The 25476-nt window shown below is 65.7% G+C and carries 25 protein-coding genes; 11 read left to right on the forward strand and 14 right to left on the reverse strand.

Going from position 1 to position 25476, the window contains the following annotated elements; genetic code table 11:
• Positions 1–63 precede the first annotated feature (63 nt).
• The 11 genes from ABIB29_RS01350 to ABIB29_RS01400 form a co-directional block, all read right to left on the reverse strand.
• Complete coding sequence (locus ABIB29_RS01350) at positions 64–294, reverse strand: Flp family type IVb pilin (RefSeq protein ID WP_354169375.1); 231 nt, start codon at positions 292–294, stop codon at positions 64–66.
• 282 nt (positions 295–576) lie between these two features.
• On the reverse strand, positions 577–789 hold the full coding sequence (locus ABIB29_RS01355) for a Flp family type IVb pilin (protein WP_354169377.1): 213 nt from the start codon (positions 787–789) through the stop codon (positions 577–579).
• An 8-nt stretch (positions 790–797) separates the two neighbouring features.
• Complete coding sequence (locus tag ABIB29_RS01360) at positions 798–1676, reverse strand: type II secretion system F family protein (protein WP_354169379.1); 879 nt, start codon at positions 1674–1676, stop codon at positions 798–800.
• Positions 1677–1686: 10 nt separating this feature from the next.
• On the reverse strand, positions 1687–2640 hold the full coding sequence (locus tag ABIB29_RS01365; RefSeq protein WP_354169381.1) for a type II secretion system F family protein: 954 nt from the start codon (positions 2638–2640) through the stop codon (positions 1687–1689).
• The gene (locus tag ABIB29_RS01370) at positions 2637–4109 is read right to left on the reverse strand and encodes a TadA family conjugal transfer-associated ATPase (protein WP_502915530.1); all 1473 of its coding nucleotides are present in this window, start codon (positions 4107–4109) and stop codon (positions 2637–2639) included. The genes ABIB29_RS01365 and ABIB29_RS01370 overlap by 4 nt, the downstream gene beginning before the upstream one ends.
• Positions 4106–5311 carry a CpaE/TadZ family protein gene (locus tag ABIB29_RS01375; protein ID WP_354169383.1) on the reverse strand — a complete coding sequence of 402 codons (1206 nt, stop codon included), beginning with the start codon at positions 5309–5311 and terminating at the stop codon, positions 4106–4108. Before ABIB29_RS01375 ends, ABIB29_RS01370 begins: the two co-directional genes overlap by 4 nt.
• Complete coding sequence (gene cpaB / locus ABIB29_RS01380) at positions 5308–6018, reverse strand: Flp pilus assembly protein CpaB (protein WP_354169385.1); 711 nt, start codon at positions 6016–6018, stop codon at positions 5308–5310. The genes ABIB29_RS01375 and cpaB overlap by 4 nt, the downstream gene beginning before the upstream one ends.
• A gap of 97 nt (positions 6019–6115) precedes the next feature.
• Positions 6116–7120 (reverse strand): pilus assembly protein TadG-related protein, encoded by a 1005-nt coding sequence (locus ABIB29_RS01385; RefSeq protein ID WP_354169387.1) that lies wholly within the window; start codon positions 7118–7120, stop codon positions 6116–6118.
• On the reverse strand, positions 7102–7491 hold the full coding sequence (locus ABIB29_RS01390) for a TadE/TadG family type IV pilus assembly protein (protein WP_354169389.1): 390 nt from the start codon (positions 7489–7491) through the stop codon (positions 7102–7104). The genes ABIB29_RS01385 and ABIB29_RS01390 overlap by 19 nt, the downstream gene beginning before the upstream one ends.
• Positions 7492–7594: 103 nt before the next feature.
• Positions 7595–7795 carry a Flp family type IVb pilin gene (locus ABIB29_RS01395; RefSeq protein WP_354169391.1) on the reverse strand — a complete coding sequence of 67 codons (201 nt, stop codon included), beginning with the start codon at positions 7793–7795 and terminating at the stop codon, positions 7595–7597.
• A 271-nt stretch (positions 7796–8066) separates the two neighbouring features.
• Entirely contained in the window at positions 8067–8732 is a 666-nt protein-coding gene (locus tag ABIB29_RS01400) for a prepilin peptidase (RefSeq protein WP_354169393.1), read from the reverse strand.
• A 294-nt stretch (positions 8733–9026) separates the two neighbouring features.
• On the opposite strand from ABIB29_RS01400, the gene rplM reads away from it, so the two are divergent.
• The 3 genes from rplM to glmM all read left to right on the forward strand — a co-directional run bounded on the left by rplM (position 9027) and on the right by glmM (position 11535).
• Positions 9027–9470, forward strand: coding sequence for a 50S ribosomal protein L13 (gene rplM / locus ABIB29_RS01405; protein WP_024367145.1), 444 nt, complete (start codon positions 9027–9029; stop codon positions 9468–9470).
• A gap of 38 nt (positions 9471–9508) precedes the next feature.
• Positions 9509–10015, forward strand: a complete 507-nt coding sequence (gene rpsI, locus ABIB29_RS01410; protein WP_354169395.1) for a 30S ribosomal protein S9 — start codon at positions 9509–9511, stop codon at positions 10013–10015.
• A 158-nt stretch (positions 10016–10173) separates the two neighbouring features.
• Positions 10174–11535 carry a phosphoglucosamine mutase gene (glmM, locus tag ABIB29_RS01415; protein WP_354169397.1) on the forward strand — a complete coding sequence of 454 codons (1362 nt, stop codon included), beginning with the start codon at positions 10174–10176 and terminating at the stop codon, positions 11533–11535.
• A 66-nt stretch (positions 11536–11601) separates the two neighbouring features.
• Here glmM and mscL read toward each other — a convergent pair whose 3' ends face one another.
• Both mscL and ABIB29_RS01425 read right to left on the reverse strand, forming a co-directional pair.
• Entirely contained in the window at positions 11602–12009 is a 408-nt protein-coding gene (mscL, locus tag ABIB29_RS01420; protein WP_354169399.1) for a large conductance mechanosensitive channel protein MscL, read from the reverse strand.
• An 88-nt stretch (positions 12010–12097) separates the two neighbouring features.
• Positions 12098–12661: a M15 family metallopeptidase gene (locus tag ABIB29_RS01425; RefSeq protein WP_354169401.1), complete on the reverse strand. Its 564-nt coding sequence runs from the start codon at positions 12659–12661 to the stop codon at positions 12098–12100.
• On the opposite strand from ABIB29_RS01425, the gene ABIB29_RS01430 reads away from it, so the two are divergent.
• A complete protein-coding gene (locus ABIB29_RS01430) occupies positions 12654–13010 on the forward strand; it encodes a hypothetical protein (RefSeq protein WP_354169403.1) in 357 nt (118 codons plus the stop codon). The two genes, ABIB29_RS01425 and ABIB29_RS01430, sit on opposite strands and share 8 nt — an antisense overlap.
• A gap of 10 nt (positions 13011–13020) precedes the next feature.
• Here ABIB29_RS01430 and coaA read toward each other — a convergent pair whose 3' ends face one another.
• Positions 13021–13986: a type I pantothenate kinase gene (gene coaA, locus ABIB29_RS01435; RefSeq protein WP_354169404.1), complete on the reverse strand. Its 966-nt coding sequence runs from the start codon at positions 13984–13986 to the stop codon at positions 13021–13023.
• A 132-nt stretch (positions 13987–14118) separates the two neighbouring features.
• Between coaA and glmS the strand changes: the two genes are divergently transcribed.
• From glmS to mgrA, 7 genes are all read left to right on the forward strand, one after another.
• The gene (glmS, locus tag ABIB29_RS01440) at positions 14119–16008 is read left to right on the forward strand and encodes a glutamine--fructose-6-phosphate transaminase (isomerizing) (RefSeq protein ID WP_354169406.1); all 1890 of its coding nucleotides are present in this window, start codon (positions 14119–14121) and stop codon (positions 16006–16008) included.
• 4 nt (positions 16009–16012) lie between these two features.
• Positions 16013–16360, forward strand: a complete 348-nt coding sequence (locus ABIB29_RS01445; RefSeq protein ID WP_024366340.1) for a holo-ACP synthase — start codon at positions 16013–16015, stop codon at positions 16358–16360.
• Positions 16361–16423: 63 nt separating this feature from the next.
• On the forward strand, positions 16424–17950 hold the full coding sequence (locus ABIB29_RS01450; protein WP_354169408.1) for an NAD(P)H-hydrate epimerase: 1527 nt from the start codon (positions 16424–16426) through the stop codon (positions 17948–17950).
• A gap of 91 nt (positions 17951–18041) precedes the next feature.
• Positions 18042–20282: a glycogen debranching protein GlgX gene (glgX, locus tag ABIB29_RS01455; RefSeq protein ID WP_354169410.1), complete on the forward strand. Its 2241-nt coding sequence runs from the start codon at positions 18042–18044 to the stop codon at positions 20280–20282.
• Complete coding sequence (gene treY / locus ABIB29_RS01460; RefSeq protein WP_354169411.1) at positions 20279–22609, forward strand: malto-oligosyltrehalose synthase; 2331 nt, start codon at positions 20279–20281, stop codon at positions 22607–22609. Before glgX ends, treY begins: the two co-directional genes overlap by 4 nt.
• 28 nt (positions 22610–22637) lie before the next feature.
• The gene (gene treZ, locus ABIB29_RS01465; protein WP_354170257.1) at positions 22638–24416 is read left to right on the forward strand and encodes a malto-oligosyltrehalose trehalohydrolase; all 1779 of its coding nucleotides are present in this window, start codon (positions 22638–22640) and stop codon (positions 24414–24416) included.
• Positions 24417–24433: 17 nt separating this feature from the next.
• The gene (gene mgrA, locus ABIB29_RS01470; RefSeq protein WP_354169413.1) at positions 24434–25471 is read left to right on the forward strand and encodes an L-glyceraldehyde 3-phosphate reductase; all 1038 of its coding nucleotides are present in this window, start codon (positions 24434–24436) and stop codon (positions 25469–25471) included.
• The last annotated feature ends 5 nt before the right edge of the window (positions 25472–25476 follow it).

A 25476-nucleotide genomic window follows, 5' to 3' on the forward strand; every position in this document is an offset into this window, starting at 1 on the left:
CGGTCTCACGACGGCCACCACCCAGTTGGTTGATGCGAAATGTCCCAGTTCCAGGCGGCTGCGTTACTTAGAGCAGGTGCCTGCGGTCCCTGCAGTAGCGCTGGCGGTGTAGGTGCCGCCCTTGACGTCACAAGCAACCTTGTCGAACGTGGCATACATGCTGTTGCCGAGGAGGGTCACTGCGACGATGATAACGACGGCGATGAGGGCGACCATGATGCCGTATTCGACGGCGGTTGCACCTTTCTCATCGCGGCGGAGACGGACAGACAGGTCGGTGTATAGAGCAAGCATTGTGGACTCCTGAGCGAGCGAAGGGAAGCTGGCCAGATACCAGCTCTGCCAGAAAGCTAGCAACGCGATTCGCCCGAAGTTACGCTGCTTGCCACATCCTGCGCCAAGACTGCCCAAACTGTACGTTTCCTGAGCATTTCTTGCGCGCATCCTGTACCTGGTTCACTAGGCTGCCGGACGGAAGAGCGCACAGAAGGACCCCCTTGGCTCTGGGGTCCAAGGGGGTCCGGTTCTGGGGCGCAGCTTGCAGACTGCGCGCTGCCCGTGAGGGAACTTGTTTCCTTAGGGGATGCCGAGGGCGTTTCTCACTCCGGTGCTGAGTTGCCCGAAATAGAGATTCAGCGCCGTTCCGAAGGCCCCCACTCCCGTCACAATGGCAGTGGCGATGAATCCTGTCAGGATGCCGTATTCGGTGGCGGTGGCGCCCTGCTCATCGGGGCTGAGGCGGCCGAGGCTTCGGAACCGTGCCCGGAGACCGCTTGAAAAGTTTGCCATGATGACTCCTAGGAGAACGCTGCCATGATGCCCAAGACAGACGGCCCCAGAAGGATGATGAACAGCGTTGGAAAGATGCAGAAGAGCAGCGGGAAGAGGATCTTGACGGGGATCTTCATGGCATGTTCCTCAGCAGCCTGGCGACGTTTGGTCCTCAGTTCCTGGGCCTGCGCCCTGAGAACCTTGGCTATGGCGATGCCGTACGTGTCCGCCTGGACGACGGCCCGGATGAAGCTGCGGAGGTCCGGCGAATCGACTCGCCCTGCGAACGCAAGGTAGGCGTCTTTGCGGCTGCGCCCCACTTGCATGTCCTGCAAGGTCCGGGTGAATTCGTAGGCCAGTGGGCCGGTGCCGTTCTGTGCGCTCCGGGACATGGCCGCTTCAAAGCCGAGGCCGGCCTGAACGGAAATCAGCATCTGATCCAGGGCATTGGGTAGCTCAAGGCGGATCGCTTCGCGGCGCTTCTCCGCCTTCGTCCGGATCAGAAGATCGGGGGCGAAATAGAGGAAGACAACGAAGGCAAAGGCGATGAGAATCCGCTGCGGAGAAGGATCAACCAGGAAGCCGGCGAGGCCGAGACCGGCGCCGCCCAGCGCTAACAGCGGCTTGACCATCAGAAGCCGCCCCAACGGCCAGTCCTTGGGTCGTCCCGCCCCGGCCAGTTGCTTGTCCAGCCAAGCAATGTAGCCAACCGGAGCCAGCTTCTTGCTTAGCGCGGCAAGCTGCTCGCCCGTCATGGACCGTCCGACGGCGGCCCCCGCAGATTTTGTGCCAAGGTTGGTGCGGATGTTGCGCAGGCCGGTACGGTCGCCTGTGAAAGCCAGCCAGACCATGCCAGAGAGGGGAACAATGATGGCCAACACTGCGGCCATAGCTATGGGTTGCACGTGTTCCTCCTCAGAACTTTGGCTTGATGAGACGGCTGAGCCAGAAGGCCCCGATGCTGAGCATGATGGCGGCGGCCGCAATCATGATGTAGCCGGGAAGCGTTGACGAGAACGTCCTGGCATAGACCGGATTGATGAACTGCAGGGCGATAAACAACACAATCGGCAGCGAGACCAGAACTATGGCGGACATCCGTCCCTCGGCGCTGAGGGCCCTCACCTGGCGTCTGACCTGGTTCCGGTCGCGGATCGTCTCGCCTACGTGGTCGAGTACCTCTGCCAGATCACCGCCGACTTCACGGTGGATTTCAATTGCTTGAGCGATCCAGCCGAAGTCTTCGTTCTTGGTCCGGTCCGCGACATCGAGGAGGGATTCCCCGAGGTCGCGGCCAATACGGGTCTCGTTGACGATGCGGTTCAATTCATCCGCCATCGGGGCATCGCTCTCCTGACCAGCCGCATCCAGGGAACGCAGCAGGCTATGACCGGCCCGCATACCGCCGGAGAGCATCCGGAGCGTGTCCGGAACCTGATCATCGAACTTCGACTGCCGGCGCGAGATGAGCAACTTCAAAGTCAGCGCAAGCCCAATCGGAGCAGCCAGGACCATAAGGACCGCCGGGAACGGGCCCCCCAGCAGGAATCCGGAAACGCCGGCCAGCAGCGTAATGATGCCGGCCAGGAGCAGGTAATCCGCGGGTTGCTTCTTGAGGCCCGCGCTGTCCAGCCGGCGCCGGGACAGAAGGCCAGACGGCTGAGGCTTGAGCCTGGCATCGATCACCCCCAGCGTCGCGTCCGTCAGCTTCGTCAGGGTGGAAGGGTCTGCTGCGCCGCCAGGTCGGCGACGGTCCGCCGAAATGACGTTCCGCGACTTTAGGAGCACCCATAAGACGATCGCGAGGGCCAAATACACCAGTGCCAGGCCCAACACGAGAACCACAGGGGAGGCGTCGACGGGAATCATCGGACACTCCCAAAATTTGCCCCGAAGACGGCGGGCGAGATCGGAATGCCAAGTTCCACGAACCTGTCGGTGAACCGCGGACGGACTCCGGTGGGCACCGGTTTGCCGAGGAACCTGCCATTGGCATCCACACCGGCGGAGTAGTCGAAGACGAAGGCGTCCTGGAGGGTGACGATATCCCCTTCCATGCCCTGCACTTCGGTGATGTGCGTGACCCGGCGGCTTCCGTCACGGAGCCTCGTGATGTGGACGATGAGGTTCACGGCAGAGGCGACCTGTTCGCGGATGGCCCGCAGGGGAAGGTCCATGCCGGCCATCAGCACCAGCGTCTCCAGCCTGGCCACGGCATCCCTGGGGGAGTTGGCGTGAACGGTGGAGATTGACCCGTCATGGCCGGTGTTCATGGCCTGCAGCATGTCCAGTGATTCGCCGCCGCGGACCTCGCCGACGACGATGCGGTCTGGCCGCATGCGGAGCGAGTTGCGGACAAGCTCGCGAATGGAAACCTCGCCGCGGCCTTCGATGTTTGCAGGGCGGCTTTCCAGCCGGACCACGTGCTCCTGCTGCAACTGGAGCTCCACGGCGTCCTCGATGGTCACGATGCGGTCTGTCTCCGGGATGAATGAGGACAGCACATTGAGCAGGGTGGTCTTGCCGGTACCCGTGCCGCCCGAGACGATGATGTTCATCCGGGCCAGGACGCAGGCCCGCAGGAGCTCAGCCATTTCCGGCGAGAGGCTGCCGAACTCGATGAGCTTGTTCACCGTGAGGGCTTCGCGGGCAAACTTTCGGATGGTCAACGACGGTCCGTTGACGGCCAGGGGCGGGATGATGGCGTTGACACGCGAGCCATCGGCAAGCCGGGCATCAACCAAGGGTGAGGACTCGTCAATCCGTCGGCCCACCCTGGAGACAATCCTTTCAATGACCCGACGGAGCGCTTCATCGGAACTGAACTTGGCATCAGTTTTTTGGAGATGGCCATGTTTCTCCACGTAGATGCTGTCATGGCGGTTGACCATAACTTCCGTGACTTCAGGATCGTCGAGGAACCGCTGGATCGGACCGTGGCCCAGGACGTCGTCGATAATTTCGCGGGTCAGTCGCTGCCTTTCAGCCGAGGTAAGCGGAACCTGCTCCGCGTCCACGACCTCCTTGAGCTCAGCCTTGACGTGCTGGTGCAGCTCCGCTTCGTCCATCGAAGAGTCGGAGATCCTGGAGCCGAGCCGCTCGTAGAGTGCCTGGCTTGCCCGTTCCTTGAGGCCGCGGAGGGCCTCGCTGGCTATGCCCGCGTTGGGGCCGACCTCTTCAACCACGAGTGCCGCGCTCGCAGCATCGGCGGCCTTGGCTTCCTGAATTCGACCCAGGGTCGAGGGGGCGCCAGGGGGAAGCTGGGGCTCCAGCGGAGTGACCGTCTGGCCATCTTGACCACCGTGCCGCAACTGTTCAAATCTGCTGGTTAGGCTCACTGGACTACCGCCCTTCGGTGGAGCTTGCGATGTGTTCGGTCCTGCCAGTTCGGCTGGAAACGGTCCACGAGTTGGCGAAGACCCTTTGCTGCCACGTCCCGGCGGCCGTCCTGAAGGATGGGGACACCCTTGTTGGTCGAAAACGGCAGGGTCCGGGAGCGCGGTATAGCAACGTCAACCGGTACCCCGATCGTTGCCTCCACGTCAGGAACGGTGAGACCGCTCCTGCCGTCGGCCATGTTCAGCACAACATGCCGGCTTTCCGGCATGAGGCCCAGTTCGTTGAGGATGTGGAAACCGGTGCGGAGCCCGCGGATGCTCGGCACATCCATGCCGCAAACCCAGACGGCATCCGTCGCCTGCTCCAAGGCGGCCAGGACGTGCTCGCCGAGTCCCGGCGCGGTGTCGATGACCACGTACTGGAACTCATGCCGCAACTGCTTCAGCAGGTTGGTGACGTGGGCGGAGGTAATGCCCTCCATTTCCACGGGATTCTTAGGTCCACACAGCGCGTAGATGCTTGCCGAGTGCAGCGTGAGATACGTCTTGAGGACCATGGAGTCCTGGCTGGCCGCGCCCGTAACTGCGTCTGTGAGCGTATGTTCCGGGTCCAGCAACAGCCCGCTGGCGACGTCCCCGAACTGAAGGTCCAGGTCGACGATGACGACCCCCATCGGTGCCACTTTTCCCAGTCCGACTGCGATGTTTGTCGCGATAGTGGTCTTGCCGACGCCGCCTTTCGGAGACATGACGGCGATGACCCGACCGCCAGAGCCTCCAGCCGGAGAATCTGGCGTACTGGGGTTGAGGCCCCTCCGACGGCCAGCTGCGGCCAGACTGGAACGTTCAACCATTGCCCGGATTCCGTCGATGTCCGACGCGGGAGAAAGGATGTCCCGCACTCCCGAGCGCATTGCGGCCAGGACGAGTTCCGGGGTCTGTTCCGCGGCCAGCAGGACGCTGATTTCCGGATACTGCAGGTCCAGCACGGCTGCGTGCTTCAAGGTTTCATCCAGATCCAGGCCAGGGCCCAGAATGAGGACTTCCGGTGGCTCTCCCAGCAGTTTGCTCAGGAACTCATCCGGACCTTCTGGGAGGTAATCTGCCTGGAACCACTGCAGGCTGCCGCTCATGCCGGCCGTGGCGGAGCGGACCTTTCGTTCGAACTCGACGCTTGGCGTGATCAGTACGAAGCGGCTCATTGGAAGACCCTGATGCGTTCCATGACGCCGGTGTTGTCCGTCGTCGAGCTTTCGGATTCCTTGCTCAGGTACACCTTGCCGAACTCGATGGCGTGGACGATCTTTTCTACGTCGATTGAAGGCCTGGCCAAGGTGACGAGGTATCCGCCATTTGCCTGCGCCGCGCTGGATTTGGCGTTCAAGGCCCCGTCGGAGGATTCCGTTGTCGTTGTCGCTGACTGCTCCTGCGCTACGGCACCTGTGGAGTTTTGGACCGTTGTGACCAGCACCTTGTGGAACACCAACTGAGACTGATCGGGAACGTTCAGCTTCTCGTTTTCCGCATAGGACAGGATCACGCCGACGGTGTCGCCGGCTTTCAGGCTGCCGCCGACGATCCGGTCGATGCTGAGCTTGACGGTGACTTCCTGCAGTCCGCTGGGGACCGGCGCTCGGCCCGGGCCGAGCAGTTGAGCCGGCTCCACCATCCGTGTGGCCAGGAGCTGTTCGCCGGGGACCAGTCCAACGGCCGAGACCTTCTGGCCTAGTGCAGTCAAGGTGGTGACGCTGTCGTTTGCCACCGCTGACTTAGGTACGGTTTTCTTGACCACTGAATCGCCGAAGTTAGCGGCAGAGGTTCCGGCCGCAATCTCCTTTTGGACCACATAGACCTCAGCGGTCTCGGTGTTTGCCAGGGCGCGCCGATCGGCGCCTTGGACGTAGGACACAAGTAGAACTGTCCCGATTATGGCCACAACGAGTGCGGCAATGCCTCCCAGTAGGCGAGCTTTCAATTCTTCCACCCCTTTAGAAATGAATCAGTTGTTATTTGATGAGACCGAGAATCTTTATATTTCCGGTAGGGGCGGTAGAACCACCCGTGAATAGGCTTGGATCGGCAAAATATCCGACAAACGTCCCGTAGAGGCCTTTTTCGCTCGTACTAAAAACGTTGGTGGGATCATAGGAATTGCCAGGAAACTTCCAACCGAGAACTTCGAAGCCTGCCCACTTCTCGATCAGGTACTGCACATTGCTGCCGGTACAGGGCGAGAACATGTCTTTGCAGGTGTACTTGTAGACCGGAATTGCGACCGTTTGTCCGACGAGGGCTGCGTTGAACATTGCGTCGCAGCCGGTTGGCATTGAGGCGCCGGCGCTCGTCATGCTCCACTCACCAACTTCCGCGGTAACCTGGCACCCAGTAGTGCCGTCCGGATCAAGCCAGGCGAAACCGCCGGGGATGATCTGGTTGGAGGGGTTCAAACCGGTGCAATCCACGGCGCCGGCACCGCCACCCTGAGTCAGGATTTTGTGGGGGAGGCCGTCATCGATGAACTCACACGGTGCAAAAGTCAGCGGAAGGATGCTGCGGCCCCGCGTTGGATACTCCCATTTGGCGGTGGCAGTCGCGCCCACTCCGATATCGGGTGTATCGAGGGCGTTGGCGAACAGCTTGCTCAGGAAGCCTGAGCCATTGGCGCCATTCACTGTGGCGGTGCTGACTGTCACTTCGAAGGGAACGCTGAGGTCCACGAACCGAACCCTGGAGACGCCGTCCTTGGAGTTTTGATTGGCCAGAAGCGCAGCGACGGCGTCGGCGTCGGCCTGTGTGCAGCCGGCGGTTTCCGAGCAGATCTGCGCGCCGGCCAAGGCGCCGGAGTCGGCGGCATTTTGCAGTTCCGCGCGTTCTGCGTAGATCTGGCCGACATCGACGGCGATGGCTCCAACGCCGAGGAGGACGAGCATCATCACGGCGACCAGTACGCCGGCGGCGCCCCTCTCGCTGTCCTTGTCCCGACGGGCTTTGGTTAGGGTAGGCGTTCGCATCGCATGGCTCCTTCTCCGGTTACCGTGACGGTCGGACTGAAAAATCCGGTGAGGGCCGGCCGCGTGAAGGTGACGGTGGCTATGACGGTGTCGCCTGGTGTGCAGGCCCCGGAGAATGCGAAGTTCCCCGGAGCCAAAGCGACCCCCGGAGCCCCGGCTACCCCTTGGGCAGCAGCCAATCCGGTGTCGTTGGTGACCGCCATTTCGCGGGCCGCTTCACGGGCGGCCTGGGTCACTGAGATCTGGAGATTGTAGAAGTTCGAGAACTCCAGGATCGCGACCAAGATCAACAGGAGCACCGGCGCGATAAGGGCGAACTCGACGGCGACCGCGCCGCGCTCCCGCCCCGGCATGACTTTGCTGCGTTTCACAGTTTCCCCCCGAGGAATGTGACGCTGGATCTAATGGAGAGTGCCGCGTCCGCGCTGGGCGGACGCGGCACTCTTGAAGCTGGGACCTAGTGGTGACAAGTGGCTACCAGGTGCCGACCGTTGTGGCGAGACCGTCGAAGAAGGTGTTCAGGGCGCCTCCGAAGGCCGTGACGCCGAAGGTGATAGCCAGGGCGATGAGGCCAACGAGCAGACCATACTCGGTGGCGGTGGCGCCCTTTTCGGATTCCATCTTGTCCTTGACGCCGGCGACGAAAGCCAGCATTGAAACCATGAGACCAGTCATTTTGAAGTTCCTTTTCCAGAGTTTTGAATGAGAAACGAAATTCCAGCAAATCCCCTGTTGCTAAACCCCCCGGAGTTCCGTTGGGACAACAGTGGCATGGCAATTAATGGCAAGGCAATGCACCGGAATACCCGAATTTTTGGGGATGGAAAAGGGGACGCTACTTGCGCCACACGATGGCGTACTCAGTTTTTTGATAACTCTTGGGGCGCACTACTTGTATTGATGCGCTTGCTTACCAATGGGGGCAGAGATGCGGCAGTGGCAGGAGTTACGGAAGAAGCAGGATGATGGCCAGGCCAGCCGCCAGCATCGAGGGGCCGTAGGCAACCTCTTTTGGCTTGTTTCCGCGGTTTTTCAGCACCAGAATCACGGAGGCGAGGCCGCCCGCCACGAAGGCCAGGGCTCCGCCGTAGAAGAGGTGCTGCCAGCCTAGGTAGCCTAAGTACAGTCCAAGTGGTGCTGCGAGCTTCACATCGCCCATTCCGAGGCCGTTACCGCTGGTCAAGGCCAAAAAAAAGTAGAAAACGAACAAGATTACGGACCCGGCGGCTCCGCGATAGAGGTCTCCCGCAGCTCCCTGTACTAGGGAAGCGAACACTAGAAGCCCCAGGCCGGCCCCCAGCAGGGGCCCGACGAGCCGGTTCGGCAGCAAATGATGCACAATATCGATCCGGGCCAGCGGAACGGCGAAAACGCCCAGTAATACGTAGGCGGGAAGTTCGGCTGCGCTTCCGAAGCGCCAGGCCAGCAGGGCCGAGAGGGCAAACGTGACTGCCGCCGTCGTGATCTTCAGCCGAAAGGAGGCGTCGCCGGCCAGCTGGGGGAGGACGCGCCGGATAACGGCGTCGGCCAGGAGCCCCAGGCACATGCCGGCCAGTCCGACCCCGGCAATAAACAGCGGCGAGGCGGAGGCAGCGGCGGCGGTCTCGAACACGGTTCCTCCAGGGATGCGGCGGGCCGGGGGCGGGCAGAATGCATCCGGACACCCCATTTTGACCCAGTGACTGCTCTTCCGCTATTCTTGGTAGTCGTTGTGCGTGTCCTTCTCGATGATGCGTGCCCGCTTGGGAATCCGGTTGCAGGATGACTACCCAACGTGCACATTCGAGACTTCAGGACGACTGGTTACATAGAGCCCTCACCTCTGTTCCGGTAGCGCATAGATAGTAGGTGCACCTTCGCGTGACGCCTAAAACAAGAACGCCAGAACAAGAACGAGGCAAACACCGTGCGTACGTACACCCCGAAGCCCGGCGATATCAACCGCCAGTGGCACGTCATTGACGCCACAGACGTTGTCCTTGGTCGTCTCGCGAGCCAGACCGCAATCCTGCTGCGCGGCAAGCACAAGGCCACCTTTGCGTCCCACATGGACATGGGCGACTTCGTCATCATCATCAACGCTGAAAAGGTTGCCCTCACCGGCGCCAAGCTGGAGCAGAAGCGCGCATACCGCCACTCCGGTTACCCGGGCGGCCTGACCTCCGTCACCTACGCGGAGCTGCTGGAATCCAACCCGGTCCGCGCCGTGGAGAAGGCCATCAAGGGCATGCTCCCGAAGAACTCCCTCGCTGCACAGCAGCTGGGCAAGCTGAAGGTTTACAAGGGTGCCGAGCACCCCCACGCCGCACAGCAGCCCAAGACTTACGAAATCACCCAGGTCGCCCAGTAGTCCTGGCCACCAAACAACTTATCTATACAAGGAGAATCGTGGCTCAGAACGAAGAGACCACCGAAGTCGTTGAGGCTGAGGAAAACCTGACCAGCTACACCTCGGAAAGCGGTGCTGCAGAAGCAGCTGCGCCGAAGAAGGAACGCCCGGCACTGACCGTCGCCGGCGCTGCAGTTGGCCGTCGCAAGGAAGCCGTTGCACGCGTTCGCGTTGTGCCCGGTTCCGGCAAGTGGATCATCAACGGCCGCGAACTGGCCAACTACTTCCCGAACAAGCTGCACCAGCAGGACGTCAACGAACCCTTCAAGATCCTCGATCTTGATGGCGCCTACGACGTTATCGCCCGCATCCACGGTGGTGGCATCTCCGGCCAGGCCGGTGCCCTGCGTCTCGGCATCGCTCGTTCGCTGAACGAGATCGACACCGAGAACAACCGCGCCACCCTGAAGAAGGCCGGTTACCTGCGTCGTGACGCCCGCGTCATCGAGCGCAAGAAGGCCGGCCTCAAGAAGGCCCGTAAGGCTCAGCAGTACTCGAAGCGTTAATCCCGCTTCCAGGCGCCCTTGGCGCTTGCACGAAAGCCCGTTCCGCCCTTTGTGGCGGGGCGGGCTTTCGCCGTTTAACCAGTGCAAACACCGGAATACAGGTCCGCCCAGTGGCTCCGGGACTGGAAGGGCCCACCTCATCGTCTAAACTTGACCCGATGTCTAGATTATTTGGAACAGATGGTGTCCGGGGTTTGGCTAACGGCCTGCTGACGGCCGAACTGGCGTTGCAGCTGGCCCAGGCCGCCGCCGTTGTGCTTGGTCATGACCGCAATACCAGTGGAACCCGGCCGCGCGCCGTGGTGGCCCGGGACCCCCGCGCGAGCGGTGAGTTCATTGCGGCTGCCGTGGAGGCGGGGCTGTCCAGCTCCGGGATCGACGTATATGACGCCGGCGTGCTGCCCACCCCGGCCGCGGCCTACCTGGTCGCGGACCTGGACGCGGACTTCGGCGTGATGATCTCCGCCTCGCACAACCCCGCCCCGGACAACGGCATCAAGTTCTTTGCCCGCGGCGGCCAGAAGCTCCCGGACGACGTGGAAAACGCCATCGAGGCACAGCTTGGCCAAGAGCCGCGCCGCCCGGTCGGCGGCGAGGTGGGCCGGATCCAGCGTTTCTCCGACGCCGAGGACCGCTACATCGTTCATCTGCTCGGCACCCTCCCGCACCGCCTGGACGGACTCAAGGTCGTGCTGGACTGCGCCCACGGTGCCGCGAGCGGTTGTTCCCCCCAGGTCTTCAAGGACGCCGGCGCCGACGTCATTGTCATCGGCGCCGAACCGGACGGCCTCAACATCAACGATGGCGTTGGGTCAACCCACCTGGGGCCGTTGGCGCAGGCAGTCCTGTCACACGGCGCCGACCTGGGCATCGCGCACGACGGCGACGCGGACCGCTGCCTCGCCGTGGACCACGAAGGAAACGTAGTCGACGGCGATGAGATCATGGCCATCCTCGCCGTCGCGCTGAAAGCCTCGGGCAAGCTCAAGGACGACGTCCTCGTGGCGACCGTCATGAGCAACCTCGGACTCAAAATCGCACTGCGCGAGGCCGGCATCAGCCTGCGCGAAACAGGCGTGGGCGACCGTTACGTCCTGGAAGGGATGCGCGAAGGCGGCTTCAACCTCGGCGGCGAACAGTCCGGCCACGTGATCTTCGCCGACCACGCCACCACCGGTGACGGCGTCCTCACCGGCCTGCAGATTGCCGCCCAGGTGGCACTCACCGGCCGTCCCCTGAAGGACCTGGCCAAGGTGATGACCAAACTTCCGCAGGTCCTCATCAACGTCAAGGGCGTGGACCGGACCCGGGTCACCGGTGACGCAACCCTGGCCGCAGCCGTTGCCCTCGCTGAGGCCGAGCTTGGTGACACCGGCCGGGTGCTCCTGCGCCCCTCCGGCACCGAACCCGTGGTACGCGTCATGGTGGAGGCGGCATCGCAGGAGACCGCCCAGGCCGTTGCGGAGCGCCTCGCGCAGGTGGTCCGGACCGAGCTGGCACTGGAGCTTGTCTCGGACTGAGTTCCCCTAAGTGTCACAGCAATGGCGCGTCCCCGCGGGGACGCGCCATTGCTGGTTGTGGTGCTGCTAGAGGGTGCGGTCCGTGCGGAGGGCGTCCCGGATTTCGGTCAGCAGCGCGATCTGCGGATCCTCGGCTGCTTCCTCCGTGACGTCGGCGTTGATGCCGAGGCGGCGGTTGCGCCGTTCGATCATGTGGTTCATGGGAACAACCACTACGAAGTAGATGGCAGCGGCGACCAGCAGGAAGTTGACGATCGCCGTCAGCAGCACGCCGAACTTGATGTCATTGCCGTTCAGGGTGACGACGGCGAAGCTGTCGAAGTTGGGTGAACCCACCAGGCCCGCGATGAACGGCATCAGCACGCTCTGGACCAGTGCCGTTACCACGGCGCCAAACGCGGCGCCGATGACGACCGCGACGGCAAGGTCCACGACGTTGCCCTTGAGAATGAAGTTCTTGAATCCGTTTAACATGACCCCAAGTTAACCCGGCCGCGTGAACGCCCTGTGTCGCGGAGGTAAGTTCTGCGGTCCGTGTCGGTGCGCCGGGCTGCTCGCCCCGCTACTGGTACGCCGGGGCCGCTTCGAGGCCGAAGTATTCCTCCAGGGTCGCGATGCCCCGGGTGTGCATGTCGACGGCGGTCTCGACACCCACGTAGCGCAGGTGCCAGGGCTCGTAGTAATAGCCGGTGATCTCATGGAACATCCACGGGTAACGCACCACGAAGCCGAACAGGTGGGCGTTGGCCTTCACCCAGACCGCGGCCGGCTGATTGGCGAATGCGGGGGTGAAGCTGTCCCTCCCGCTGCCGTCGCCGATGTCGAAGGACCAGCCGGTCTGGTGTTCCGAATAGCCGGGCCGGGCGGAGGCGGTGTCCGCCGCGGCCTGCCCCTCCGCGTTCACCCACCGGTTGTACGTGGTGATCTGGGTATTGAACGAGCGGTAGCCGCTGGCGAGGGTGATGACGACGCCGGCTGCCGCGGCCGCCGCGAACATCTGCTCCGCCGCGCCCGCCGTCGTGCTGTTGAGCAGGGCTGACTCACCGGCGGCGGCCAGGCGCACGCGCGGCTGGACAAGGTCGGCCGGCACATAGCCGGCGGGGGAGAGCGGCCGGTGCTTGTTCACGACCACCCAGGGGCTCGCCGGCTCCGTGAGCGAGTGCCGGGCTGCGGGCACGGCAGCGGAGGGCTCCGGAGCCGGCGGTGTGCTGGGCGGCGCCGCGGCGGCTGGGCTGTCCGGCAGGGGTCCAGCGGAGGGCGTGGCGGTGACGGAGGCCGTCGCGGTGGTGCCCGCCGTCGTCGCCGACAAGGGCGGGGAAGCGGCGGCGGACGCCGTCGGAGGGGCATCGCCAGGGGTGCAGGCGCTCAGGGTCGCGAGGCCCGAACCGGCCAGCAGCAGCAGGCTAAAAGCCCGCCGGCTGGGCGCGCCAGGCACGGCAGCCGGCGCGTCCGGACGCTCCGCGGACCCGTCGTAGCACACCTGTGCTAGACCTTGCGGAGCAGCATACGACGGATGGAGTGGTCGGAGTCCTTGGTGAGGACCAGCTGCGCGCGGCCGCGGGTGGGGAGGACGTTCTCCTCCAGGTTCGGTTCGTTGATGCGCTTCCAGATCTCGCGGGCAGTCTCTTCCGCCTCGGCGTCCGAGAGTGTGGCGTAGCGGTGGAAGTAGGACTCCGGCTGCGCGAACGCGGTGGTCCGGAGTTTGCGGAAGCGGTCCACGTACCACTCCTCAATGTAGGACGTTTTGGCATCAACATAGATGGAAAAATCGAAGAAGTCACTCAGGGCCAGGCCCTGCCGGCCGTCATGCCGCGGCCGGGCCGGCGCCAGGACGTTCAGCCCCTCGACGATCAGCACGTCGGGACGGCGCACCACCACTTCCTTGCCCGGGACGATGTCATAGGTCACGTGCGAGTACCAGGGCGCCCGGACTTCCTCGGCGCCGCCCTTGATCTCGCTCACAAAGCGGAGCAGCGCGCGGCGGTCATAGGACTCGGGGAATCCCTTGCGCTCCAGCAGCTGGCGCCGCTTGAGTTCCGCCAGCGGGTACAGGAAGCCGTCGGTGGTGATGAGCTCAACGTTGGGGGTGCCGGGCCAGCGGCGGAGCATCTCGCGGAGTACACGGGCGATGGTGGACTTGCCCACAGCCACCGACCCGGCGACGCCGATCACGAACGGTGTGCGCTGGGTCTGCTCGCCCAGGAAGGTGGTGGTTGCCGCGTGGAGCTGGCCTGCCGCCTCGACGTAGAGGTGCAGCAGCCGGGACAGCGGGAGGTAGACCTCGCGGACTTCCTTCATGTCCAGCGGATCGCCGAGGCCGCGGAGACGGAGTACGTCCTCCTCGTTGAGGGGCTGCTCCATCTGGGCAGCGAGCCGGGACCAGGTCTGCCGGTCCAGCTCCACGAACGGGGAGACGCCGTCGCCGTTCGCTTCATTGCGTTGCAAAGTCACCCTAGAGATTCTGCCCTCCGCCGGGCCGAGAGCGAAATGGACGGCCCGCGGCCGCCCGCCCGGGCCGCGGAAGGGGTGTGGGCAGCGCTGGTCCTACGTCCGCTGTCCGGGAAACCCGCTAGGCTTGTGTCCATGTGTGGAATCGTTGGATATGTGGGCCACTCCGCTGGCCGGGTAAATACTGGACACAATGCCCTGGACGTTGTCCTTGAGGGACTGCGGCGCCTGGAATACCGGGGCTACGACTCTGCAGGCATCGCCGTGGTAGCTGACGGAGCTATTTCGTCCCGCAAGAAGTCGGGCAAACTGAGCAACCTGATTGCCGAACTCGAGGCCAGCCCGCTGCCGGAATCACTGACCGGCATCGGTCACACGCGCTGGGCGACCCACGGCGGCCCGACCGACCTGAACGCCCACCCGCATCTCGCCGATGAGGGCAAGCTCGCCGTGATCCACAACGGCATCATCGAAAACTTTGCCGAGCTCAAGCTGGAACTCGTGCGCAAGGGCGTCGACTTCAAGTCCGAGACCGACACTGAAGTGGCCGCCGCGCTGCTGGGCGACATCTACCGGAACCAGGTCCACGGCTCGTCCAAGGGCGACCTCACCAAGGCCATGCAGCTGGCCTGCCAGCGCCTTGAAGGCGCCTTCACCCTCCTCGCCATCCACGCGGACCAGCCCGACGTCGTCGTGGCGGCCCGCCGCAATTCCCCGCTCGTCGTGGGCCTCGGCGAGGGCGAGAACTTCCTCGGCTCCGACGTCTCCGGCTTCATCGACTACACGCGCCGCGCCGTCGAACTCGGCCAGGACCAGATCGTCACCATCACCGCCGACACCGTGGAAATCACGGACTTCTACGGCGCCCCGGCCGAAGGCAAGGAATACCACGTCAACTGGGATCCGGCCTCCGCGGAAAAGGGCGGCTTCCCGTCCTTCATGGAAAAGGAAATCCACGACCAGCCGGACGCCGTGCTGCAGACCCTGCTGGGCCGCTCGGACATCAACGGCCGGCTGACCCTGGACGAGCTCCGGGTTGATCCGGAACTGCTCAAGCACGTGGACAAGATCATCGTCCTGGCCTGCGGAACCTCCGCCTACGCCGGACAGGTCGCCAAGTACGCGATCGAGCACTGGTGCCGGATCCCCACCGAGGTGGAGCTCTCGCACGAATTCCGCTACCGCGACCCGATCGTGGACCAGAACACCCTGATCGTCTCAATCTCCCAGTCCGGCGAGACCATGGATACCCTGATGGCCGTCCGCTACGCCAAGGAACAGGGCGCCAAGACGGTCTCGATCTGCAACACCAACGGGTCCACCATCCCGCGTGAATCCGACGCCGTGCTGTACACCCACGCGGGCCCGGAAATCGCCGTCGCCTCCACCAAGGCCTTCCTGGCGCAGATCACCGCCGCCTACCTCCTGGGCCTCTACCTGGCCCAGCTGCGCGGCAACAAGTTCCAGGGCGAGATCAAGGACATCCTCGCGGACCTGAACAAGATCCCGGCCAAGATCCAGCAGATCCTCGACAACGAGGCCCAGATCAAGGAGCTCGGCCAGTCCATGGCCGACGCCAAGTCCGTGCTGTTCCTGGGCCGCCACGTGGGCTTCCCGGTGGCGATGGAGGGCGCGCTGAAGCTCAAGGAGCTCGCCTACATCCACGCCGAGGGCTTCGCCGCCGGTGAACTAAAGCACGGCCCGATCGCGCTGATCGAGGAGGGCCAGCCGGTCTTCGTGGTGGTCCCCTCGCCCCGCGGCCGCGACTCCCTGCACGCCAAGGTCGTCTCCAACATCCAGGAAGTCCGGGCGCGCGGTGCCAAGACGATCGTCATCGCCGAAGAAGGCGACGAGGCGGTCAAGGCCTACGCCGAGCACGTCTTCTACATCCCGGAGACCCCCACGCTGCTCGCGCCGCTGCTCAGCACCGTCCCGCTGCAGATTTTCGCCCTCGCCCTGGCGTCCGCCAAGGGTTACGACGTGGACCAGCCTCGCAACCTGGCCAAGAGCGTCACCGTAGAATAACGCCATGATTGTTGGCATTGGCGTAGACGTCGTAGACATTGAACGGTTCGGCCGGCAGCTGGAGCGCACCCCCGGGCTGCGCGACAGGCTGTTCGTCCCCGCGGAGCGCGAACTGAACACGCGCTCCCTGGCGGCCCGGTTCGCCGCCAAGGAGGCCGTGGCCAAGGTCCTCGGCGCACCGGCCGGCATGAACTGGCAGGACTGCTGGATCGGGCTGGACCAGAACGGTCCCACGGTCCAGGTCAAGGGCACCGTGCTGGCCGTGGCCGAGTCGAAGGGCGTCAAACGCTGGCACCTGTCCATGAGCCACGACGGCGGCATCGCCACTGCCACGGTCATCGCCGAAGGCTGAGCTTCACCAGCCTCACCAACGCCGCATTTCCCACAGCGACTGCACCGCGAATGGACTGAAACCATGATCAGCGCCTACACCGGAACCCAGATTCGAGAGGTTGAGAACGGCTTCATCCAGACAAGTCTGCAGGCCGGTGCGGGCGCTGTTCTTATGCAACGGGCCGCCTACGGGCTGGCCAACGCAGTGGTCCGCGAACTCCGGGACCGCGGGGAGCGCCTCTACGGCGCCAGCGTCACCGTACTCGCCGGCAAGGGCAACAACGGCGGGGACGGGCTGTTCGCCGCCGCCATGCTGGCCGGCCGCGGCATGCGGACGACGGCGGTCCTCACCGCCGGGGAGGCCCACCCGGAGGGACTGGCGGCTTTCGAAAAGTCCGGCGGCCGCGTGATCCGCCTGGCACACGGGAACGTCACCGCCGCGGCGGCAGCGGCCGCGTCGTCCGGCGTCGTTATTGACGCGGTCCTCGGCACGGGCGCGCAGGGCGGGCTCCGGGGCCCGGCCGCGGAGCTGATCGAGGCGCTGGGACGCTCCCGGCCAGGACTCGTGGTGGCCTGCGACATTCCCAGCGGCGTGGACGCTGACACCGGGGAAGCCCATCCGCCCGTACTCCGCGCGGAGCTGACCGTGACGTTCGGGGCGGCCAAAGCCGGGGTGCTGGCCGATCCCGGAGCGGACTTCGCCGGCCGTGTGCAGGTGATCCCGATCGGGATCGAGGCGGCTCTGCCGGACCCGGCGCTGCGGCGGCTGCAGTCCGAGGACCTTGCCGTGCTCCTGCCCCACCCCGAGCGGCGCTCCCACAAATACTCCCGGGGCGTCCTGGGCGTCGTGGCCGGCTCGCAGCAGTACCCCGGCGCCGCCGTGCTGGCCTGCCGCGGCGCGCTGGCAGCCGGCGTGGGCATGGTGCGTTACCTCGGCCCGCCGGAGGTCGCGGACCTGGTCCGCCGGTCCTGCCCGGAAGTTGTGTGCGGATCCGGCAGCGCCGCGGACGCCCACGTCCAGGCCTGGCTGCTGGGACCGGGGATCGACGAACACGCCCACGAGCAGCTCCAACGGGTCCGCGACGCCGCGGCCACCGGGCTTCCCGTCGCGGCCGACGCCGGGGCGCTGCCAGCCCTGCCCCGGACCCTCACCCCCCAGTTCGTGCTGACACCGCACGCCGGCGAACTTGGTACCCTGCTGGCGCGCTATGGCGCCGCCCCCGGCCGCCCCGGAGTGGAGGGCGCCACCCTCGCGGCCGCCCGGCGGGCCAGTGACCTCACCGGGGCCACCGTCCTGCTCAAAGGCGCCACGACGCTCGTGGCCGCTCCCTCGGGGGCCGTTTTCAGCCAGGACGACGCGACCCCCTGGCTGGCAACCGCCGGCAGCGGGGACGTCCTGGCCGGTATTCTGGGAGCCCTGCTCGCGCAACTGGCCGGGGGTCCAGAGACGTTCGCTTCCCGCGGGATCCGTGCCGATGACCGCTGGGCCGGCATCGCGGCGCTGGCCGCCAGCGTCCACGGCCGGGCCGGAAGCCTTGCCTCGGACGGCGGGCCGGTGACGGCGTCGGACGTCGCGCAATCCGTTCGGGAGGTCATCGCGAACCTGTAACAAACGTGCACGTCCAGTGCGCCGGGTCAATTGGTAACCCTACTTACAAGTAGTCTGTCTAGAGAATTTTCGCCACGCACGAGGAGTACACATGGAAGTCTGGCCCGGATCGGCATACCCGCTGGGAGCCACTTTTGACGGCACCGGCACCAACTTTGCCCTGTTCAGCGAACGTGCCGAACGGGTGGAGTTGTGCATCCTTGCTGAGGATCTGACTGAAACCCGCATCGAGCTGACCGAGCTGGACGGCTACGTCTGGCACTGCTACCTGCCGCACATCCAGCCCGGCCAGAAGTACGGCTACCGGGTCCACGGCCCGTACGAGCCCGAGAACGGCTACCGCTTCAACCCGAACAAGCTGCTGATGGACCCGTACGCCAAGGCCATCCAGGGCCAGATCGACTGGGATCCGGCGCTCTTCACCTACGAGTTCGGCGACCCCGATTCCCGCAACGACAGCGACTCGGCGCCGCACACCATGCACGGCGTGGTCATCAACCCGTTCTTCGAGTGGGACGGCGACCGCCAGCCGCGGATCCCCTACCACCAGTCGGTCATCTACGAGGCCCACGTCAAGGGCCTGACCGAGCTGCACCCGGAGGTCCCCGAAGACCAGCGCGGCACCTATGCCGGCGTCGCCCACCCGGCCGTGATTGACCACCTGAAGAAGCTCGGCGTCACCGCGATCGAACTCATGCCCGTGCACCAGTTCGTCAACGACGGCACGCTCGAGGAGAAGGGCCTCAACAACTACTGGGGCTACAACACCATCGGCTTCTTCGCCCCGCAGAACACCTACAGCTCCTCCGGCGACGTCGGGCACCAGGTCCAGGAATTCAAGGCCATGGTCCGCGAGCTGCACAAGGCCGGCATGGAGGTGATCCTGGACGTGGTCTACAACCACACCGCGGAAGGCAACCACCTCGGCCCCACCCTGTCCTTCAAGGGCATCGACAACCAGGCCTACTACCGCCTCGTCGACGACGACATGAAGCACTACATGGACTACACCGGCACCGGAAACTCCCTCAACGTCCGGCACCCGCACTCCCTCCAGCTGCTGATGGACTCCCTGCGCTACTGGGTGACGGAAATGCACGTCGACGGCTTCCGCTTCGACCTCGCCTCCACGCTCGCCCGCGAGTTCTACGACGTCGACAAGCTCTCCACCTTCTTCGAACTCATCCAGCAGGACCCGATCGTCTCCCAGGTCAAGCTGATCGCCGAGCCCTGGGACATCGGCCCGGGCGGCTACCAGGTGGGCAACTTCCCGCCGCAGTGGACCGAATGGAACGGCAAGTACCGCGACACGGTCCGCGACTTCTGGCGCGGCGAACCCTCCACCCTGGGCGAATTCGCGTCCCGCCTGACCGGCTCCGCGGACCTGTACGAAAGCTCGGCGCGGCGCCCGGTGGCCTCGATCAACTTCGTCACCGCCCACGACGGCTTCACCATGCGCGACCTGGTGTCCTACAACGAGAAGCACAACGACGCCAACGGCGAGGGCAACAACGACGGCGAATCCCACAACCGGTCCTGGAACTGCGGCGAAGAGGGAGACACCGACGATGACCGCGTGCTGACCCTCCGGGCCCGCCAGCAGCGCAACTTCATCGCCACCCTCCTGCTCTCGCAGGGCGTGCCGATGCTCCTGCACGGTGACGAACTCGGCCGCACGCAGCAGGGCAACAACAACACCTACTGCCAGGACTCCGAGCTGAGCTGGATCCACTGGGACGCGATGGACCAGCCGCTGGTGGAGTTCACCGCCGTCGTCAACAAGATCCGCCGCGACCACCCGATCTTCCGGCGCAGCCGCTTCTTCGACGGCCGCCCGGTCGTTCGGGGTGAAGGCGAGAAGCTGCCGGACATCGTCTGGCTGAAAACGGACGGCACGGGAATGCTCCCGGAGGACTGGGACAGCGGCTTCGGCCGGACCATCGGCGTGTTCTACAACGGCCACGGCATCCAGGAACAGGACTCCCGCGGCCGCCGGATCACCGACGACAGTTTCCTGCTCGGGTTCAACGCCCACGACGACGACGTGGACTTCACGCTGCCGGCGGAGGAATACTCACCGTTCTGGGACGTCCTGGTGGACACCTCGGACCAGGCCGACACCACGGAACCGCTCAAGGCCGGGGCGGTACTGAAACTCGCCGCCAAGTCCATGGTGGTGCTCCGCGCCCACTCCGGCCCCGAAGTGGAAGTGGACTACTCCGCGGCCGCATCGCTGGCCTCCATGGCCGAGCACGAGGACGCCCACGAGGAGATGGTGGAAGCCCAGGAAGAGGCCGCCGCCACCAGCGCCGCGAAGGCTGCCGCCAAATGAGGACACCCGTCTCCACCTACCGGCTTCAGATCCGGCCCGGCTTCACCCTCCAGGATGCTGCCGAGACCGTGCCCTACCTGAAGTCACTCGGCGTGGACTGGATCTATCTCTCGCCGATCCTGACCGCGGAGAAGGGCTCGGACCACGGCTATGATGTCACCGACCCCTCCGCGATCGACCCGGACCGGGGCGGACCGGAGGGCCTGACCGCAGCGTCAAAGGCAGCACGGGACGCCGGGATGGGGGTGCTCGTCGACATCGTGCCCAACCATGTCGGCGTCGCAACCCCCGTGCAGAACCCGTGGTGGTGGTCCCTGCTCAAGGCGGGGCAGCAGTCCCGCTACGCCCCGGCGTTCGACGTCGACTGGGACTTCGGCGGCGGCCGGATCCGGATCCCCGTGCTGGGAACGGACTCCGACGTGGACGCGCTGGAAATCAAGGATGGGGAACTGCGGTACTACGACCACCGCTTCCCGCTGGCCGAGGGCAGCTACACCGAGGGCGATGACCCCCGCAAGGTCCACGGCCGGCAGCACTATGAGCTGGTCGGCTGGCGCCGGGCCGACAACGAGCTGAACTACCGCAGGTTCTTCGCTGTCAACAGCCTGGCCGGCATCCGGGTCGAGCTCCCGGAGGTCTTCGATGAGGCCCACGCCGAGATTGTCCGCTGGTTCCGCGACGGGCTGGTTGATGGACTCCGGATCGACCACCCGGACGGACTGGCCGATCCGGAGGGGTACCTGCGCCGGCTCCGCGAGGTCACGGGCGGCAGTTACCTGCTGATCGAGAAGATCCTGGAGCCGGGGGAGGTGCTTCCGGCGGGCTTCGACTGCGAGGGAACCACCGGCTACGACGCCCTCGCGGACGTGGACCGGCTCTTCGTCGACCCCGCCGGGCAGGACGCCCTCGATGCGCTCGACACCGAGCTGCGGGGCGGCCAGGCGGCGGACTACGAGGAGATGATCCGGGGCACCAAGCGCCGGATCACTGACGGGATCCTCCATTCCGAAATGCTCCGGCTGGCACGGCTGGTGCCGGCCGGAACCGGTCTGGGCGTCTCAGCGGCCGCCGATGCCCTGTCCGAAATCATCGCCGCCTTCCCGGTCTACCGCAGCTACCTGCCCGAGGGCGCGGACGTCCTGACGGAGGCATGCGAACTTGCCGTCCGCCGTCGTCCGGAACTGGCAGACGCCGTCGGGCAGCTGCTGCCGCTGCTCCTGGACGCCGGCCCGGAGCCCGGCGCGGAACTGGGCCGCCGCTTCCAGCAGACCTCCGGCATGGTCATGGCCAAGGGCGTGGAGGACACCGCGTTCTTCCGCTACACCCGGCTGGGGACCCTGACGGAGGTCGGGGCCGATCCCACCGAGTTCTCCGTCGATCCGGACGAGTTCCACCAGCGGATGGCCCGGCGGCAGGCCGAGCTTCCGCTGTCCATGACCACGCTGAGCACGCATGACACCAAGCGCAGCGAAGACACCCGGGCCCGGATTTCCGTGCTCGCGGAACTGGCGCCGGAATGGCGGGCCGCCTTGGCCCGGCTGCAGGAACTGGCGCCGCTGCCCGACGGGCCGCTGGCCAACCTGTTGTGGCAGGCCATTGCCGGTGCCTGGCCGGCGGACCGTGACCGGCTTCAGTCGTACGCGCAGAAGGCGGCCCGGGAGGCCGGCAACTCGACCGACTGGCTGGACCCGGATGCCAGCTTCGAGGAGAAGCTGGCCGCCGCCGTCGACGCGGCCTTCGACAACGCACGCGTCCGGGCGGAGCTGGACTCCCTCGTGGAACTCCTGGCGCCTTACGGGACGGTCAATTCCCTGGGCGCCAAGCTGGTGCAGCTGACCATGCCGGGAGTCCCGGACGTGTACCAGGGCACCGAGTTCTGGGACCACTCGCTGACGGATCCGGACAACCGGCGGCCGTTCGACTTCGGGGCGCGGCGCGCAGCCCTGGCCGCGCTCGACGCCGGCGACCGCCCGGCGTCGTACACCGACGACGCGGCGAAGCTCCTGGTCACCTCGCGGGCGCTGCGCCTGCGCCGCGACCGCCCGGAGCTGTTCACGGGCTACCGCCCCGTCGCGGCGACCGGCTCCGCCGCCGGGCACCTGGTCGGCTTCGACCGGTGCAGTGCGGCCGGCGCGGGGGCCGTAACGCTCGCGACCCGGCTGCCCCGGGGACTGGAGCAGCAGGGCGGTTGGCGGGACACCACCATCCACCTGGACGGCACCATGACCGACGAACTGACGGGCGCCACCTACGGCCCGGGCACCGTGGAAGTGGCCGCCATCCTGGCTAGCTACCCGGTTGCCCTGCTGGTCCCCGCCAAGCACTGACTGAACCACCGATATACGGAAAGCTGTGATCACTTTGCCTGCTGACGGAAATGACCGCTTCGACCTTTGGGCGCCGGAAGCGGGCACCGTGACGCTGCTGGCCGACGGCCGGCAGTACCCGATGACGCGACGGCCCGGCGGCGGCACCGGCGGTGACGGTGAGGGCTGGTGGACCGCGCCGGACGCCCCGGCCGCCGGGGACGTCGACTATGGCTACCTGCTCGACGGGGACACCACACCGCTGCCGGACCCGCGCTCCCGGCGGCAGCCCGAGGGCGTCCACTCCCTGTCGCGCACCTTCGACGCCGGCAGCCACGAGTGGGCGGACGGGCAGTGGCCGGGCCGCGGGCTGCAGGGGGCCGTGATCTATGAGCTGCACCTGGGGACCTTCACGTCCGAGGGCACGCTCGATGCGGCCATCGGCAAGCTCGGCTACCTGGTGGAGCTCGGCATTGACTTCGTGGAGCTGCTGCCGGTGAACGGCTTTAACGGCACCCACAACTGGGGCTACGACGGCGTCCTCTGGTACGCCGTGCACGAAGGCTACGGCGGACCCGCCGCGTACCAGCGCTTCGTGGACGCCGCCCATGCCGCCGGGCTGGGCGTTATCCAGGACGTCGTCTACAACCACCTCGGCCCCAGCGGAAACTACCTTTCCCGCTTCGGGCCGTACCTGAAGTCGGGGGAGGGCAACACCTGGGGCGATTCGGTGAACCTCGACGGCGCCGGCTCCGACGTCGTGCGCAGTTACATCCTCGAGAATGCCGCGATGTGGCTTCGGGACTACCACGTGGACGGGCTGCGGCTCGATGCCGTACACGCCTTCAAGGACGAGCGGGCGGTCCACCTGCTGGAGGAGTTCGGTGCGCTCGCGGACGACATCTCCGCCGAGACCGGACGCCCCGCCACGATGATCGCCGAGTCGGACCTCAACGATCCGCGGCTGCTTTACCCGCGGGACCTTAACGGCCACGGCCTGGCCGGGCAGTGGAGCGATGACTTCCACCACGCCGTGCACGTCAACGTCAGCGGCGAGACCACAGGCTACTACGAGGACTTCGGTTCCCTTGAGGCCCTGGCCAAGGTCCTGGTGGATGGCTTCTTCCACGACGGCAGCTACTCCAGCTTCCGCGGGCGGCACCACGGGCGGCCGATCAACACCGGCCTGGTCCACCCGGCGGCGCTGGTGGTCTGCAGCCAGAACCACGACCAGATCGGGAACCGGGCCACCGGCGACCGGCTGTCGCAGACCCTGGGCTACGGCCAGCTGGCGCTCGCCGCCGTCGCGACCCTGACCTCGCCGTTCACGCCGATGCTGTTCATGGGTGAGGAATACGGCGCCACCACACCGTGGCAGTTCTTCACCTCGCACCCGGAGCCGGAGCTCGGCAAGGCCACCGCGGAGGGCCGGATCCGGGAGTTCGAGCGGATGGGCTGGGACCCCGCCGTCGTGCCCGACCCGCAGGACCCGCAGACGTTCACCCGCTCCAAGCTCAACTGGGACGAAGCCGCCGAGGGTGACCACGCCCGGCTGCTGGAGCTCTACCGCCGGCTGATCGCGCTGCGGCGCTCGACGCCGGAGCTCGCCGGCCTTGGCTTCGAGGACACCGCGGTGGCCTTCAGCGAGGCCGACGGCTGGCTCCGGCTGCGCCGCGGCAGTGTGGAGGTCGCGATGAACTTCTCCACAGAACCCCGCCGGCTCGCCGTTGCCGGTGCCTCGATCGCGCTGGCCACCGACGCCGGCGCGCACCTCAGGGACGGCCAGCTCGACCTGCCCGGCCACAGTGCCGCCATCATCTCGAAATAGGACAGGACACAGTACGTATGACTTACGTTGCAGCAGATACCCGGTACGACGCCATGCCCTACCGCCGCGTGGGACGCAGCGGGCTGAGACTCCCCGCCATTTCGCTCGGCCTGTGGCACAACTTCGGGGACGACAAGCCGTTCGAGACCCAGCGCGCCATCCTGCGCCGGGCCTTCGACCTTGGCGTCAACCACTTCGACCTGGCCAACAACTACGGACCGCTGGCCGGTTCCGCCGAAACGAACTTCGGCCGTCACCTCAAGGATGACTTCGCCCCCTACCGGGACGAGCTCATCATCTCCACCAAGGCCGGCTACAACATGTGGCCGGGACCGTTCGGCGAATGGGGCTCGCGCAAATACCTGCTCGCCAGCCTGGACCAGTCGCTGAACCGCATGGGCCTGGACTACGTGGACATCTTCTACAGCCACCGCCCCGACCCGGAAACGCCAATGGAAGAGACCATGGGTGCCCTGGACCAGGCCGTCCGCTCCGGGAAGGCCCTGTACGCCGGCATCTCCTCCTACACCCCGGAGCAGACCCTCGAGGCCGCCCGGATCCTGAAGGAGCTCGGCACCCCGCTGCTGATCCACCAGCCGAGCTACTCCATGCTGAACCGCTGGACTGAAAACGGCAGCCCCAACCTGTACGAGGCGCTGGAACAGGTGGGGGCCGGCTCCATCGCGTTCTCCCCGCTGGCACAGGGCATGCTCACCGACCGCTACCTGAACGGGATCCCGGCCGATTCACGCGCCGCCCAGGAGAAGTCGCTGGCCGAAGACAGCATCACCGAGGACAAACTGGACCGGGTCCGGGGACTGCACCGGATCGCCGAGGGCCGCGGGCAGACCCTCGCGCAGATGGCCATCGCCTGGATCCTGCGTGAGCAGGGCAAGGGCTCCTCCGTGACGTCCGCCCTGGTGGGTGCGTCCAGCGTCCGGCAGCTCGAGGACACCCTGTCCGCGATCAACAACCTCGACTTCACTGCCGGGGAGCTGACGGCGATTGACGAGTTCGCCGTCGAGTCCGACATCAACCTGTGGGCCCAGAAGTAACCTCC

It is taken from the genome of Arthrobacter sp. UYEF36, assembly GCF_040547025.1.
GTDB lineage: Bacteria > Actinomycetota > Actinomycetes > Actinomycetales > Micrococcaceae > Arthrobacter.

What these genes read in the sequence shown, in the direction of transcription:
- ABIB29_RS01350 (WP_354169375.1), bottom strand. Translation starts at nt 294, where the DNA reads ATGCTTGCTCTATACACCGACCTGTCTGTCCGTCTCCGCCGCGATGAG.
- ABIB29_RS01355 (WP_354169377.1), bottom strand. Translation starts at nt 789, where the DNA reads ATGGCAAACTTTTCAAGCGGTCTCCGGGCACGGTTCCGAAGCCTCGGC.
- ABIB29_RS01365 (WP_354169381.1), bottom strand. Translation starts at nt 2,640, where the DNA reads ATGATTCCCGTCGACGCCTCCCCTGTGGTTCTCGTGTTGGGCCTGGCA.
- ABIB29_RS01375 (WP_354169383.1), bottom strand. Translation starts at nt 5,311, where the DNA reads ATGAGCCGCTTCGTACTGATCACGCCAAGCGTCGAGTTCGAACGAAAG.
- ABIB29_RS01385 (WP_354169387.1), bottom strand. Translation starts at nt 7,120, where the DNA reads ATGCGAACGCCTACCCTAACCAAAGCCCGTCGGGACAAGGACAGCGAG.
- ABIB29_RS01395 (WP_354169391.1), bottom strand. Translation starts at nt 7,795, where the DNA reads ATGACTGGTCTCATGGTTTCAATGCTGGCTTTCGTCGCCGGCGTCAAG.
- glmM (WP_354169397.1), top strand. Translation starts at nt 10,174, where the DNA reads ATGTCTAGATTATTTGGAACAGATGGTGTCCGGGGTTTGGCTAACGGC.
- mscL (WP_354169399.1), bottom strand. Translation starts at nt 12,009, where the DNA reads ATGTTAAACGGATTCAAGAACTTCATTCTCAAGGGCAACGTCGTGGAC.
- glmS (WP_354169406.1), top strand. Translation starts at nt 14,119, where the DNA reads ATGTGTGGAATCGTTGGATATGTGGGCCACTCCGCTGGCCGGGTAAAT.
- ABIB29_RS01445 (WP_024366340.1), top strand. Translation starts at nt 16,013, where the DNA reads ATGATTGTTGGCATTGGCGTAGACGTCGTAGACATTGAACGGTTCGGC.
- ABIB29_RS01450 (WP_354169408.1), top strand. Translation starts at nt 16,424, where the DNA reads ATGATCAGCGCCTACACCGGAACCCAGATTCGAGAGGTTGAGAACGGC.
- glgX (WP_354169410.1), top strand. Translation starts at nt 18,042, where the DNA reads ATGGAAGTCTGGCCCGGATCGGCATACCCGCTGGGAGCCACTTTTGAC.
- treY (WP_354169411.1), top strand. Translation starts at nt 20,279, where the DNA reads ATGAGGACACCCGTCTCCACCTACCGGCTTCAGATCCGGCCCGGCTTC.
- mgrA (WP_354169413.1), top strand. Translation starts at nt 24,434, where the DNA reads ATGACTTACGTTGCAGCAGATACCCGGTACGACGCCATGCCCTACCGC.